The organism is Frankia sp. BMG5.60, from assembly GCF_059428125.1.
Genome location: NZ_CM182091.1, coordinates 7,514,330 through 7,526,958, shown reverse-complemented (window position 1 = coordinate 7,526,958; position 12,629 = coordinate 7,514,330). Strand labels below are relative to the sequence as shown.

The 12,629-nt window shown below is 73.5% G+C and carries 13 protein-coding genes and 2 pseudogenes; 3 read left to right on the top strand and 12 right to left on the bottom strand.

Translation table 11 applies throughout. The features are described from left to right. Window positions 1-59: 59 nt before the first annotated feature. The 3 genes from AC5R91_RS30885 to AC5R91_RS30875 all read right to left on the bottom strand — a co-directional run bounded on the left by AC5R91_RS30885 (window position 60) and on the right by AC5R91_RS30875 (window position 3,423). Window positions 60-1,373 carry an enoyl-CoA hydratase/isomerase family protein gene (locus tag AC5R91_RS30885; protein ID WP_495394801.1) on the bottom strand — a complete coding sequence of 438 codons (1,314 nt, stop codon included), beginning with the start codon at window positions 1,371-1,373 and terminating at the stop codon, window positions 60-62. A gap of 124 nt (window positions 1,374-1,497) precedes the next feature. Further along, window positions 1,498-1,989 carry a flavin reductase family protein gene (locus AC5R91_RS30880; RefSeq protein WP_495394800.1) on the bottom strand — a complete coding sequence of 164 codons (492 nt, stop codon included), beginning with the start codon at window positions 1,987-1,989 and terminating at the stop codon, window positions 1,498-1,500. Window positions 1,990-2,076: 87 nt separating this feature from the next. Continuing rightward, window positions 2,077-3,423, bottom strand: coding sequence for a hypothetical protein (locus tag AC5R91_RS30875; protein WP_495394799.1), 1,347 nt, complete (start codon window positions 3,421-3,423; stop codon window positions 2,077-2,079). Between the two features lie 635 nt (window positions 3,424-4,058). Between AC5R91_RS30875 and AC5R91_RS30870 the strand changes: the two are divergent. From AC5R91_RS30870 to AC5R91_RS30860, 3 genes and pseudogenes are all read left to right on the top strand, one after another. Beyond that, a pseudogene (locus AC5R91_RS30870) lies at window positions 4,059-4,739 on the top strand (DNA polymerase ligase N-terminal domain-containing protein); the annotation flags it as partial. Next, window positions 4,736-4,930 (top strand): annotated as a pseudogene (locus AC5R91_RS30865) (ATP-dependent DNA ligase); the annotation flags it as partial. The pseudogenes AC5R91_RS30870 and AC5R91_RS30865, both read left to right, overlap by 4 nt. 139 nt (window positions 4,931-5,069) lie before the next feature. Further along, window positions 5,070-5,378 carry an ATP dependent DNA ligase gene (locus AC5R91_RS30860; protein WP_495398094.1) on the top strand — a complete coding sequence of 103 codons (309 nt, stop codon included), beginning with the start codon at window positions 5,070-5,072 and terminating at the stop codon, window positions 5,376-5,378. Between the two features lie 373 nt (window positions 5,379-5,751). Here the strand turns inward: AC5R91_RS30860 and AC5R91_RS30855 are convergent, their stop codons facing one another. The 9 genes from AC5R91_RS30855 to AC5R91_RS30815 all read right to left on the bottom strand — a co-directional run bounded on the left by AC5R91_RS30855 (window position 5,752) and on the right by AC5R91_RS30815 (window position 12,020). Continuing rightward, entirely contained in the window at window positions 5,752-6,069 is a 318-nt protein-coding gene (locus AC5R91_RS30855) for an antibiotic biosynthesis monooxygenase family protein (RefSeq protein ID WP_495394798.1), read from the bottom strand. A 35-nt stretch (window positions 6,070-6,104) separates the two neighbouring features. Continuing rightward, window positions 6,105-6,446, bottom strand: a complete 342-nt coding sequence (locus tag AC5R91_RS30850) for an antibiotic biosynthesis monooxygenase family protein (protein WP_495394797.1) — start codon at window positions 6,444-6,446, stop codon at window positions 6,105-6,107. Then, on the bottom strand, window positions 6,446-7,183 hold the full coding sequence (locus tag AC5R91_RS30845) for an SDR family NAD(P)-dependent oxidoreductase (RefSeq protein WP_495394796.1): 738 nt from the start codon (window positions 7,181-7,183) through the stop codon (window positions 6,446-6,448). Before AC5R91_RS30845 ends, AC5R91_RS30850 begins: the two co-directional genes overlap by 1 nt. An 88-nt stretch (window positions 7,184-7,271) precedes the next feature. Next, on the bottom strand, window positions 7,272-8,558 hold the full coding sequence (locus AC5R91_RS30840; RefSeq protein WP_495394795.1) for a beta-ketoacyl synthase N-terminal-like domain-containing protein: 1,287 nt from the start codon (window positions 8,556-8,558) through the stop codon (window positions 7,272-7,274). Window positions 8,559-8,566: 8 nt separating this feature from the next. Then, window positions 8,567-9,862, bottom strand: coding sequence for a beta-ketoacyl-[acyl-carrier-protein] synthase family protein (locus AC5R91_RS30835; RefSeq protein ID WP_495394794.1), 1,296 nt, complete (start codon window positions 9,860-9,862; stop codon window positions 8,567-8,569). Then, window positions 9,859-10,347: a cupin domain-containing protein gene (locus AC5R91_RS30830; protein ID WP_495394793.1), complete on the bottom strand. Its 489-nt coding sequence runs from the start codon at window positions 10,345-10,347 to the stop codon at window positions 9,859-9,861. The genes AC5R91_RS30835 and AC5R91_RS30830 overlap by 4 nt, the downstream gene beginning before the upstream one ends. Before the next feature lie 14 nt (window positions 10,348-10,361). After that, on the bottom strand, window positions 10,362-10,856 hold the full coding sequence (locus AC5R91_RS30825) for an SRPBCC family protein (RefSeq protein ID WP_495394792.1): 495 nt from the start codon (window positions 10,854-10,856) through the stop codon (window positions 10,362-10,364). A gap of 79 nt (window positions 10,857-10,935) precedes the next feature. After that, window positions 10,936-11,193, bottom strand: a complete 258-nt coding sequence (locus AC5R91_RS30820) for an acyl carrier protein (RefSeq protein WP_251745723.1) — start codon at window positions 11,191-11,193, stop codon at window positions 10,936-10,938. A gap of 452 nt (window positions 11,194-11,645) precedes the next feature. Beyond that, window positions 11,646-12,020: a TcmI family type II polyketide cyclase gene (locus tag AC5R91_RS30815; protein WP_044884104.1), complete on the bottom strand. Its 375-nt coding sequence runs from the start codon at window positions 12,018-12,020 to the stop codon at window positions 11,646-11,648. Window positions 12,021-12,629 lie beyond the last annotated feature (609 nt).

The following is a 12,629-nucleotide window of genomic DNA, read 5'->3' as shown; positions in this document are numbered from 1 at the left end:
CCTGCTCCCGCCACGGCGCGCACGCCCGGGGGCGGTCGGATCGGGTCGGGTCGGGTCGGTCAGCGGCTCGCGCCGGGCATGACCGCCCGCGGGGCGATCTCGTCGACGAGCCCCCAGGCCAACGCCTGCTCGGCGTCGATGGGAAGGCCGCTGAGGATCAGGTAGGCGGCCCGCTGCGGGCCGATCCGCCGCGGGATGCTCGCGGTCCCCCCGGCGCCGGGGACCAGCCCCATCGCCACCTCCGGCAGCCGGAACGTGGTGTCGGGGGCGGCGACGACCCGGCCGCAGAACGCGGGCAGCTCCGCACCCGCGCCGATGCAGAGCCCGTGGACGTAGGCGGTCACCGGCAGCCCGGTGGCCAGCAGGCCCAACGGGATGCTGCGGGTGGTTCGCACGGCGTGGGCGCCGACCGGATCGAGCATCGTGCCGAACTCGGTCAGGTCGCCACCGCTGGAGAACGACGGCCCCGTGCCGGCCAGCCGGATCTCGGCGAGCTCGCTGTCGGCGGCGGCAAGCCCGAAGGCGGAGACCAACCCGTCACGCAGGCTGATGCTCACGGCGTTGTGCACCCGCGGCCGGTTGAGGATCACTGTGAGAACCGCACCGTCCCGCTCGATCAGGACGGCCGGTCCGGCCTCGGCTCTGGCCGCCGCCGCCGTCGCCGTCGCGGTCGCGGTCGCGGTCGGATCCGTCGCCACGTCGGCCGCAAGCGCACTGTCGGCGGGCGGGACGGCGGCCGCGGAGGCTGCGGCCGCCGGGTCCAGGCCGGGCCGGGCCGCCGCGCGCGCACTCTGCCGGGCCCGTCGGCGGGCCAGCCAGCCGGCGAACTCCGGGCCGGCCTGCAACGCCGAGTAGGCGAACGACTCGGCGACGACCGCATCGCGCACGTCGATGCCGGTACTCACGCGCAGCAACTGCACGAGTGCGACGGCGGCGTAGGGGTTCGCCGCGGTCGCGGCGGCCAGCGCGTCCACCGCGGAGTCGATCCCGTCCGGGGCGGTCACCCACGGCTGCGGCGCGCCCGGCTCGTCGGTAAGCAGGATGTCGAAGCCGCAGGTGGCGACGCCGTCAGGGACCCACCGCAGATCCTCGGCCACGGCGGCGCAGACGCAGGGCAGCCGGCGGCCGAGTTCACCGACCCTGATCGCGGCCGGGGAGGCGGCGTCAACGATCAGGATGGGCCGGCCCCCGAGTGGGCTGAAGGCCTCCGGATCGGCATGCAGGTCCGCGAGCACCGCTTCGGGGTCGGTGACCCGCCGTCCACCCACGCCGTCCAGACCGGCGAGCAGATCCCCCCCGACCGGGCTGGGGGTGACGGCGAGCGGGTCGGAGCCGACCGGTTGCGCGGCCGGCCCGGGCACAGAAGTGTTCACGGACGATGACGCTAGTGCCCCGGCGCCGCGGAATCGCGCGGTCCTCCTCGCCGGACCGCCGACGGCGGGGCACCGCGGCGGTCTGCCCGCGGCGCGGGCCCGCGTTCGGCGTCGGCCGAAGCCGTCAGGCCGGATGGCCCGGCTGCATGTCCCGGACCTGTTGGAAGCCGAGCTGGGTGAACGGCCCGCCGGCCGCGCCGTCGACGGGTTCGAGGACGAACGCCGTATGGTCACCGACGCCGAACCGGGTGTGAACGGGGCCGGCGAACCAGGCGAGTGGCTGCGCGAGGACGGGCAGTCCGAACGGGCCCTCCCGCCAGGCGCAGCGCGCGAACTTGTCGATCTCGTCGCCGGTCTGCTCGCCGAACAGCGTCGCGAGCTCCTCGTCGGCCTCGTCGAGAAGGTGGACCGCGAGATGGCTGGCCGCCAGGGCAACCCGGTGGGTGTGGTTGGCCCGCGAGATACACAGCAGGTACCGTGCCGGCTCGATGCTGCACTGGGTGTGGAAGCCGACGAGGCAGCCGCTGCGTTCCCCGTCGGGCACCGCCGCGGTCACGATCACCATCGGGTAGCTGATCGCACTCACGGCCTCGTGGAACGCGGTGGGCTCGGTCATCGCCCGCCACGCTCCTCCGATCGGGCGGCCCGGTCAACGCCCAGCGACACGGGGCCACCGGCAGCGCGAGACCGCAGCCCCACGCGGTCAGCCGCTGGTGGCCGACCGCGGCTTCGGCCCGGCGGCGCGCATGTTGACCAGCCGTCCCAGCAGCTCGAACCAGAAGGGGGCTCCGGCGGTCAGGGCAAAGCAGGCGATGGCCAGTCCGGCGATCTTCAGCAACCAGCCGCCGACCGTGTGCGGGACCTCCCTCGGGTCATCGCGGTCGTCGCTCGTCCGAACCCACCCGATCGGCAGGGCGAGGCCGGAGGCGTCCCGCACCGACCTGATCGCGCTCTCGACGGCGTCGCCCACACCGGCGTCGCCCACACCGGCGTCGGAGGCATCGCCGTTCTCCTGGTCGCCGGACTGCGCAGCGTCCTTCGTGTCACCGGCCCCGGCGCCACCGGACCCCGCGTCGCCCGAACCCGCCTCGCCCGAACCCGCGGTGGAGTGGCCGACATCAGCGGGCTGGCCGATCTGGCTCTGGCTTGCGGTCACCGCCGCGTCGCGCACGGTCCCGTCCTGCCACAGTGCGCGGGAGATGGCGACCGCGTCGAGGTTGAACACGGCGGCCAGCACGATCGCGTAGACGAGCAGGAACACCGCGACCCGCCGCTTGTACCACCCGGACAGGCGGTCCATCGCCTCGTCATACCACCGCGCCACCTCGGTGATGATCTTCTCTCGGTCACCGCCCGTCCGGACCACCGCCGCGGTCAGCGCGTCCTTCGCGAGGGACGGCGGCAACGCGGCCAGCCCGTCCTCCAGCGTGCCGACCGTCCCGCCGCCGACGGCGGACACCAGCGCGGCGGCCACGACCCGCCCAGTCGGGTGGTCCGCCGGCATCGCGGCGTACAGCGCCAGGGCGGACCCCTCGTCCAGCGAGCGCCGCGCGGCCTCGTACGCGGCCTGGTAGGCCTCTCGGGTCTCATCGGGGATGTGCGAGGGCAGCCCGTCCGGGCGTAGCTGGGCCAGCATGGCCCGGGCGGGTGGGTCGACCCGATCGAGCAGCGCCCGGGCGAATGCGGTGGAGGGCACGTAGGAGGGCAACCGCAGCCGACGGGCCCGGCTCACCGCGGCCCAGGTTCGCTGCTCGGGCGGATGATCGGCCATGTCCGCGGAGACCTCGTCCCGGCCGGCGGTACGCATGGCCCGCAGGGGTCCGTCGAGCAACTCCGCAGCGACGTCCGCGGGCGGCGGGCCCCCCGGATCGGACGGTGCGCCGCCCGGCGGGCGGCCGCCGAGCAGCCGGCGCAGCTCCGACTCGAGGCGGCGGCCCCGGTAGCGCACGAGGCCCAGCACGGCCTCGTTGATCCGCGACACGGCGAGGCTGAACGCGGCGAACAGCAGCGCGAGGCCGATCAGAACGTCCAGCGCGGACGAGTCAGGCATCCGATTCCCCCGATCCCCACCGCGCCGACGACGGCCGGTTCACCACCCGCCACCACTCACACCGCCCCGGAGCTGCCCGGATTCCAGCGGGCGGCGGGACGCGTCCGGACACCGCGGGCGCATCCAGGCCGGACCGGGCATTTGTACACCGAGCGGCAGGATCGCCACCCAGCGACGCCGACCAACCCCACTGCCGACACGGACAGTCACAGCAGGGGAAGTTTGAGCCCAGCTTCGGGGCCACAGTCCGGGCACGGGGCCACAGCCTCGAGGTGACCTGGGGGGCGCTGTGCGGGAGGCGGAGACGTCCGGAAGCAGAGACGTTCGGAAGCCGTGACATCGCCGAGCGGTGGCGTCGGGGAGCGGTGGCGTCGCGGAACCTGCTTCGAGAGGGTCTCCGTCCTGCGCAATGCGGCTGCGGGCGGGTACACCGCCCCGATGGGTAGTGGCGGCGCCGGCAGTGACCACACGAGAGGGACTCGGCTGGCCGAGTACCGGTCACGCCGGCACAGCGGACGCACCCCCGAACCGGACGTGTCACCCTCCGCCGTTGCGGGAGACGACGGCGGCCGGCGTACCCCCGTTCGCAGGAGTGGCCGACCACCGCTCCGCCCGCGCCCGCGGACCACACGGGAGACGACCAGAACGGCCGCGGCGACCGGTTCGTGATCCACGAGCACCATGCCCGACGCCTGCACTGGGACGTCCGGCTGGAACGGGACGGAGTCCTGGTCAGTTGGGCGGTGCCCCGCGGGTTGCCGACGGATCCCCGGAAGAACCATCTCGCCGTCCGCACCGAGGATCATCCCCTCGCCTATGCCGACTTCGCCGGGACCATCCCGAAGGGGGAGTACGGCGCCGGCGAGGTGAGCATCTGGGACCGTGGCCAGTACCGGCTGGAGTCCTGGTCCGCGGGGAAGGTCAAGGTGACGCTGCACGGCGACCGGGTGCACGGGCGCTACGCCTTCTTCTCCACCGGCCGCACCGGGGGGACCCGACCGGACCAGGCTTCGGCCCGGGAGGACCAGGAGAACCGCAACTGGATGGTGCACCGCATGGACCCGCCGGGCGGAATGGACCCTCAGGACGTCCCCGAACGCGAGCCGATGCCGGGCCGGATGGCGCCGATGCTCGCCGTCCCCGCCGCCGCACCGCCGGACGGGGACGACTGGGCCTACGAGGTCAAATGGGACGGGATCCGGGCGCTGACCTTCGTCGACGGCGGCCGGGCCCGGCTGCGCAGCCGCTCGGGCCACGACGTCACCGACGCCCCGAGCTGCACGCGCTCGGCCCGGCGTTCGGCGCGACCCAGGTGATCCTCGACGGGGAGATCGCCGCCTTCGGCCCGGCGGGCACGCCCGACTTCGAGCTGCTCAGCCACCGGATCCACATCGCGACGCAGGCCCTCGCGCGCCGCGCCGCGGCGACGATTCCCGCCCGGTATCTGGTGTTCGATCTGCTGTTCCTCGACGGGCACTCGCTCGTCGCACGGCCCTACTCCGAGCGGCGGGCGCTGCTGACCGCTCTCGCCGACCGGGCGCGGCTGCGCATCTCCGAGGAACTGGTCGGAACGGGCGACGAGGTCATGGCGGCAAGCGCCGCCGGTCGGCGGGTGGGAGCCGGGCACCGGTCGGCGCGCCGACCGGATAGGGGCACTGCTCGTCGGCGTCGCCACGCCGGCCGGCCCCCGCTACGCCGGGCAGGTCGGCACCGGCTTCAGCGAGGCGACGCTCGACCGGCTGGCCGCGCTGCTGGCGCCATTGCGCCGCCCGGACCCCCCGCTTGGGGACGTCCCCGCCGAGGTTGCCCGCGGCGCCGTCTGGGTGGACCCCGAGTTGATCGCCGAGGTCGAGTTCACCTCGTGGACAGCGGACGACCGGCTGCGCCACCCCTCCTTCCAGGGGCTGCGCGTCGACATCTCCCCGGCCGACACCGCCCGCACGGAGGAGCCCTGACCAGCCGACCCACGATTGAGACGGGGTGGGTGCTGGTGACTCGTGGTGGCCGCAGCTCGCTGATTCCCCTCCCGATTCACCTCGCGAAACCGCCAGCAAGGCCGGCGCCGTCGGTCGGCGGCACCGCGGAGGGTGCACGTCATCGGGATTGTCAACCCCTCGGGCATACCGCGCCTGTGCAGTCGGTGGTGTTCTCCCCGACGGGCACACACTTGCCGCCGGCTTCGGCGACCACACGGTGCGGTTCTGGAAGGCGGGGTAAGTGGTCCAAAGAGGGCATGGCGCCGGCCGCGCCGCCTGCCCCAGACGGTGCGACCGACGCCATGCGACTGTGGCGCCCGCGGGCGGTGGGTCCGGCCCGCGGGCGGCCGGATCAGCCCACGGGCGCCTCGCTGAACGGACCCCGCGGGCCGTACGCGGCGACCTCGGCGTAGATCGCCGGGCGGCGCTCTGGATCCTGCAACGGCCGCAGCGGGGAGGTCGTCCCGCGGTGGTTCGCCCCCTGCTCCCAGGCACTGAACTCGGTCATGCCCGACCAGACGCTCACCACGACGTACCGTGACGGGTCCGCCGCCGAACGCTGCAGCGTGTTGCCGAGCAGCCCCGGGGTGTCGACCAGCTTGGAGCTGATCGCGTGGTAGGCGCGTTCCACCGCCCCGGGATCATCGGGCGGATCGACCGCCCAGAGCATCACCCGGACCGCCGCCTCGCCGCCGGCTCCCACGGCTAGCCGGCCGCCGGCACCGGCAGGGACGCCGCGCCGGCCAGGTGCGTCAGGACGCTGCCGGTGGCCATCGAGCCGCTGGCGCGCAGCGGGTGCAGCTCCTTGCGGTGCTCCAGGTGCCGCTCGCTGGTCTCGAACTCGCGGAACTGCGCCTCGTCGACCCAGTCGCTGGTGATGAAGTACGTGCTCGGCTCGTCCTCCGAACGGATCAGCCACTGGCCCAGGTTGGCGGGGTGAGAGGTCACCGCGTCGCCGATGCGCAGCCAGGTCTGCTCGAACTCGGCCTCGCGGCCCGGGTGGATCCGCATGGTCAGCATGATCCGGAAGGGCGGGGTCGATGCCATCAGATTCCTCCGTCGACCGTGAAGGTGGCGCCGTTGACGTAGGACGACACGTCGCTGGCCAGGAACAGGACGACCGCGGCGACCTCGCCGGCCTCGCCGAGACGACCGAGCGGGATGCGGTTGGTGTAGGCCGTCCGGGCGGCCTCGGGCATGCCGGCGGCCTGGTCGGTCTCGATGACGCCCGGCGAGACCAGGTTGACCCGGATGCCGCGGGAGCCGAGCTCCTTGGACAGCGAACGGGTCAGCCCGATCAGGCCGGTCTTCGCCGCGGTGTAGTGCGCCCGCAGCGGCACGCCGACGACCCCGGCGCCCGACCCGATGTTGACCACCGAGCCGGACTCGCCGAGCAGCGCCAGCGCGCCCTGGGTGACCAGGTGGGTGGCGGTGAGGTTGGTGGCGAGCACCTGCGTCCAGGCGTCCAGCGGCAGGTCCGCGTAGGGGATGTGGCTGATCGTCCCGACGCTGTTGACCACGATGTCGAGGCCGCCGAGGTGCGTGCCGGTGGCCTCGATGAGCTCGGTGATCTGGGCCGGGTCGGCCACGTCCGCCTGGACGAGCAGGTGGTCGCCGCCGGTGTCCTTCAGTTCGCGGCGCAGGCTCTCGGCTTCCTCGGTCTGGCGCTGGTGGCCGACGACGACCGTCGCTCCGGCGCGGGCCAGGCCGAGCACGACGGCCCGGCCGATGCCGCGGGTGCCACCGGTGACCAGGGCGCGTCGCCCGGCCAGGTCTGGGAACATCGCTGACTGTCTCCTAGGTAGAAAGATCGGGCAGGTCACGCGGGTCGAGCAGGTTGGAGCGGGTCGGGCCGGTTGAGGCGGGGCCCGGTCAGGTGGGGTCGACGGCGCGGACGACGAGGCTGCTGTTGAAGCCGCCGTAGCCGCGGGCGTTGATCAGGGCCACCCGGACGGGGGCCCGGCGGGGGGCCTGCACCAGGTCAAGGCCGTAGCCCGGATCGGGGGTGTCGAGGTTGCCCACCGCGGGGATGACACCGTCCCGGATCGACAGCAGCGCCGTCGCCACCGACAGCGCCGAGCCGCCGGCGCACAACCGGCCGACGAGGCCCTGCGGCGCCGTCACCGGCACCGCGCGGTCGCCGAACACGGCCCGGATCGCCGCCGCCTCCTGGGCGTCGAGGTCCGGGGAGCCGGCGCCGTCGGCGAACACCACGTCCACGTCGTCCGGGGTGAGACTCGCGTCGGCCAGGGCCCGGCGCATGGCGGTGGCCAGCCAGCGGCCGTCCGGCGCCGGGCGGGCGTGGTCGGCGGCGTCGTGCGTCGCGGCGTATCCCGCGATCTCCCCGTAGACGCGCGGGACGCCGCGGGCGGCGGCCGCCGCCGGATCCTCGACGAGCAGGGTCGCGCCGCCCTCCCCCGGCAGGTAGCCGTTCGCCCGAATGTCGAACGGCTTGTAGCCGTCCGCCGCCGCGGCGGCGGTGCTGACCCGGCCGCTGCTGAGATGGCAGGTGAGCCCGTACGGCGTCAGGCCCGATTCGGCGCCCCCCGCGAGCACCGTCGACGTGCCACGACGGATGACCCGTCTGGCCTGGGCGAGGCTGTCCAGCCCGCCGGCGCCGTCGCTGACCACGACCCCGGATGGCCCCTTCAGACCATGACGGATCGACGTCTGACCGGTCGTCGCCGCGTAGAACCAGGCGATCGACTGGTAGACGCTCACCGCGGTCCGCCCGCGGGTCCACAGCCGCTGCAGCTCCCGCTGGCCGAAGTCGTTGCCGCCGGAGCCGCTGCCGAACACGACCGCGGTGGCGTACGGATCGTGGTCGGCCGGGTCGTAGGCGGCGTCGGCCAGGGCCAGCCGGGAGGCGGCCATCCCGAACCAGGTCCACCGGTCGGTCTGGACGATGTACCGCTTGTCGACGTGCTCCTCCGGCTCGAACCCGGCGACCTCGCCGGCGAGCCTGGCGGAGTAACGAGCCGGGTCGAACCGGCTGATCGGGGCGACGCGCAGCTCCCCGCGCAAGGTCGACGCCCAGTACTGTTCGACCCCCAGACCGCTGGGGGCGATGACCCCCAGGCCGGTGACGACCGGCCGGACGGCGGCGCCCGCGGCCGCGGTGGCGGCGGTGGCGGTGGCGGTGGCAGTCGCGGTGTCCACTGCGGCGCTCACCGGTTCGGCGCCGACAGGACGATCGCGGACTGGAACCCGCCGAACCCGCTGCCCACCGACAGTGCCACGTCGACGGCGTGATCACGGGCGATGTTCGGCACGTAGTCGAGGTCGCACGCCGGATCGCGGGTGGCCCAGTTGGCGGTGGGCGGGACGACGTCGTTCTCGATGGCCAGGGCGCAGGCGGCGATCTCCAGGGAGCCGATCGCTCCCAGGGAGTGACCGACCATCGACTTGATCGAGCTGACCGGGACCTCGTACGCGCGCTGGCCGAGAGAGCGCTTGAAGGCCGCCGTCTCGTGCCGGTCGTTCTGCTTGGTGCCCGAGCCGTGCGCGTTGATGTAGTCGATGTCGTCCGCACCGACCCGCGCCGCGTCCATCGCGACCCGGATCGCCTCGGCCATCTCGACGCCGTCGGGACGCAGACCGGTCATGTGGAAGGCGTTGGACCGCGACGCGTAGCCGCCGACCTCGCAGTAGATGTGCGCCCCACGGGCCCGCGCGGACGACAGCTCCTCGAGGATGAGCACGGCCGAGCCCTCCCCCATCACGAAGCCGTCGCGGCTGGCGTCGAACGGGCGGGAGGCGTGTTCGGGGTCGTCGTTACGCGCCGACGTCGCCCGGATCGCGTCGAAGCAGGCCACCGAGATCGGCGACAGCGGCGCGTCGGAGGCGCCGGCGATCACGATGTCCGCCTCACCGTCGGCGATGAGCTGCGCGCCGTAGCCGACCGCGTCGATGCCGGAGGTGCAGCCGGTGGACACCACCGACGCCGGGCCGTGCGTGCCGAAGCGGCAGGCGATCTCCGTGGCCAGGCAGCTCGGGACCAGCGCGTGGTACAGGAAGGAGCTGGCGTAGTGCGGGTCGACCTCCCAGTGGCGGCCCGAGTCGGAGACGACGACGTACTCGTTCTCCAGCCGGGTCGTCGCGCCGACCGCGCTGCCCATGCTGACGCCGACGATCGGGCCGTCCCCGCCCTCGTCGCCGAGGCCCCCGGTGCCGGCGGGGCGCAGGTCGAGGCCGCTGTCCTCGACCGCCTCCAGCGCCGCGGCGAGCGCGAACTGCACGAAGCGGTCGTTACGGGCGATCTGCCGGGCGGTCAGCCCGGCCGCCGCCGGGTCGAAGTCGCATTCGGCGGCGACCTGGGAACGGAACTGCGACGGGTCGAAGAACGACAGCCGCCGGGTCGCCGTGCGCCCGTCGGTCAGCAGCGTCCAGAACTCCTTGCGGTTCACCCCGCCCGGAGCGACCACCCCGATCCCGGTGACCGCGGTCCTCCTCGGTTCGCTCACCGTCTGGCCCCGGCGGGCAGGGCGTCGGCGGGCACGGTGTGGGCATGGGGGCCCGAACGGATGATGGGGGCGTGCGGCGCGTCCGGGTTCAGCACCGCCTCGGTGTCGACGTGGCCGAGGTCGGGGCGCGGCGCCAGCGGGCTGAGGTGGAACACGAGGAACGCGGTCTCCTCGCCCGTGTTGACGATGCGGTGGCGCATGCCGATCGGGATGCACACGCCGTGGTCGGCGGCCAGGACCTGGTGCTCACCGTCCAGCCGGGCGGTCACGATGCCGCGCACGCAGTAGAGGAACTCCTCCGAGTAGGGGTGCCAGTGCTCGGTGACGACCTCGCCGGGCTCGAGGGTGAGCGTGCCGAGGAAGCCGGTGGTCGAGCCGACCGTCGCAGGGGAGAGCAGAGCGCGGATGTCCCCGCCGCGGCGCCGGTTGGGCGCGATGTCGTGGATGCAGAGAACCTTGGGGGTCGTCGTCACTGGAGCTGCCATCGGTCGCGTCCTCCTCAGACCTGTTCCGGCACGGCCACTGCGAGCGGGGCGGGGCGCGCGGCCGCGGCGGCCCGCTCGACCTTCTCCCGGATCACGGCCATCTCCCGGGCGGTGTTGGTGTTGATCCGGGCGGTCATCTGCTCGTCGTTGAGCGGCGCCGCCGGGCGCATGTGGAAGTCCTGCACCCAGCGCATCCGGGTACCGGCGCCCTCCGGGGTGTAGGTCCAGTGGATGTGCATGTACTCGAACGGCCCGGTCTCGACGCGGTAGGCGCGGACCTGTCGGTTCACCGGGTCGAGCGTCCGTTCCGATACCCAGCTCCACGCGGTGCCGTTCTCGTCCGGATGCATGGTGAGCCGGAACTTGAAGGTGTTCCCGTTGCTCTCGATGATGTCCACCGACGCGTATTCCGTAAACAGGTCGGGCCACGCGGGCAGATCGTTGGTGATGGTCCAGACCGTGTCTATGTCGGCGTCGATGAGAATCGAGTTGTCGGTATGCCCACTCACGGCTACTCCCCGGTTTGTGAAGGAAATCCGGATGCGGATCGGGAATCGGCGGCCGGCGAATCCGGGCGCCCGGCGGGAATCAGACGGGTTCGCGCTCGCCGAGCGCGGCGTTCACGGTGTCGAGAATCTCGGCGAGGGTGTAGCCGTCGGGCATCTCGCCCGGCAGGTCCACGCCGAAGGCACCGACCACCTCCGCCGAGAGCTGGAGGTAGGCCAGCGAGTCCAGGCCGATGTCCAGGAACGTCACGGCCAGGTCGGTGGGGCGGTCCTCCGGGGGCAGCCCGGCCTGCTCGACGAGGAAGTCGAGCAGGGCGTCGGCCGTCCACTGCTGGGGCATGTCACGATCTCCTCGGATTGGTGCAGATGGCGGGTTGGTGCAGATGGGATCGGCGGGAAGGTTGTCGTCAGGTTTGTGCCGGATTCCGCCGCGGGCAGGGAGCTGCCCGTCGCGGCGGGCGACGGCGGGCGACGGCCGGCGACAGACCGCACGCCGGGGCAGAACCCCGACGGAGCAGGCGGTCGCGCGCAGTCGGGTGGCCGGCGTGGCGCCCGCCGCGCCTGCGTCACCGGGGCAGGTCGAGGCGGCCCTGAGCACCGCGGCGATCGCGAGCCCGGACCGGGACGTCGCGGCGGCGCGGGTCGGGACGGGTCGGCGAGACCGGTCGGTGCGGATCCCGCGGCGCCGGCCGGGCGGGCATCCTGATCAGGGCACGACGGCGCGCGCCCCTCGCGGGGGGCGGGCCGGGGCCGCGGGTGACCGATGCCCGCGGCGGCGTGGACCCGGGCCGGTCAGCCGGCCGACCAGTGGTAGAAGCTGCGCGCCATCGCGTCCCGCGGCCCCCGCCAGGTCGCCGGGTCGTAGGCGGTGATGAACTTCTCCAGCTTCGTGTTCACGTCCACGAACAGCGGATGCCCGCGCACATCCGAGACGGTCGGCGCGATGTCCGCCGGCGCGTCGATGAGGTGAAAGTAAAGCCCGTGGAACTCGAACAGCTCGCGGCGGGTGACGCCGACGATGCCGGGGAGTTCCCCCGCGTCGGACTCGGCGAAGGTCTCAGCGACGGCGTCGGCGTCGGCGGGGTTCATTCTCGCCACGATCAGCGTGCGGTGCGTCGGCTTTCCCGACGATGTGGCGGCGGGCTGCGATCCGGCAACTGCGGGCACGGAAGGACTCCTCGGGCGTTTTCCAGGAGAGGCGAGCGGCGTGCATGGCGACCTGCGGGCCGGCGGGTCGACGGCACGGTGGACTGCGGACGGACGGGCCCGCCGCGTGCCGCGCGTGCGCCCGCGCGGCCTGCGGGGCCCGTCGACGACGGGCGGGCAGGCGGACGCCGACCGACTCGCGACCGCCGGTCGTGCCCGCCGACCCCCTGACATGGTCAGTGTTCGGCTCATCGAGAGCATGCGGCCGGGCGCGGCCGGTGTCCTGGAATTGGCGTGGCATCAAGCTGCCCTGGCAATGACGTGCCAACTGACGCGCACGGACTCCACAACACCGCTACAACGGTTCGGCTGCCAGGCCCGTGACCAGCGGCGATGCACCTCAACGCCAGGCCGTCCACGCCCACCTGGAGCACCACCGACCGGATGGCCAGCGGGGCGTACGGCCGCCCGAGTGAGAGCTGTCACGTCCGGCCGGCGGCCTCGACGAGGCCATCACCACCGGCGGAATGTCGTTATTCCCCGCCCGACCCGCACTATTCCGCTACCTTCCGTGACACCGCCAGGCCACGATGGCCACGATGGCCGCGAACGCCGCCAGCCCGCGCTCGG

Bases quoted from the DNA above. Each gene is read 5' to 3' on its own strand.
- AC5R91_RS30880 (WP_495394800.1), bottom strand. From the start codon at position 1,989: ATGACCGAGCCCACCGCGTTCCACGAGGCCGTGAGTGCGATCAGCTAC.
- AC5R91_RS30875 (WP_495394799.1), bottom strand. From the start codon at position 3,423: ATGCCTGACTCGTCCGCGCTGGACGTTCTGATCGGCCTCGCGCTGCTG.
- AC5R91_RS30855 (WP_495394798.1), bottom strand. From the start codon at position 6,069: ATGCTCTGGGCGGTCGATCCGCCCGATGATCCCGGGGCGGTGGAACGC.
- AC5R91_RS30850 (WP_495394797.1), bottom strand. From the start codon at position 6,446: ATGGCATCGACCCCGCCCTTCCGGATCATGCTGACCATGCGGATCCAC.
- AC5R91_RS30845 (WP_495394796.1), bottom strand. From the start codon at position 7,183: ATGTTCCCAGACCTGGCCGGGCGACGCGCCCTGGTCACCGGTGGCACC.
- AC5R91_RS30830 (WP_495394793.1), bottom strand. From the start codon at position 10,347: ATGGCAGCTCCAGTGACGACGACCCCCAAGGTTCTCTGCATCCACGAC.
- AC5R91_RS30820 (WP_251745723.1), bottom strand. From the start codon at position 11,193: ATGCCCCAGCAGTGGACGGCCGACGCCCTGCTCGACTTCCTCGTCGAG.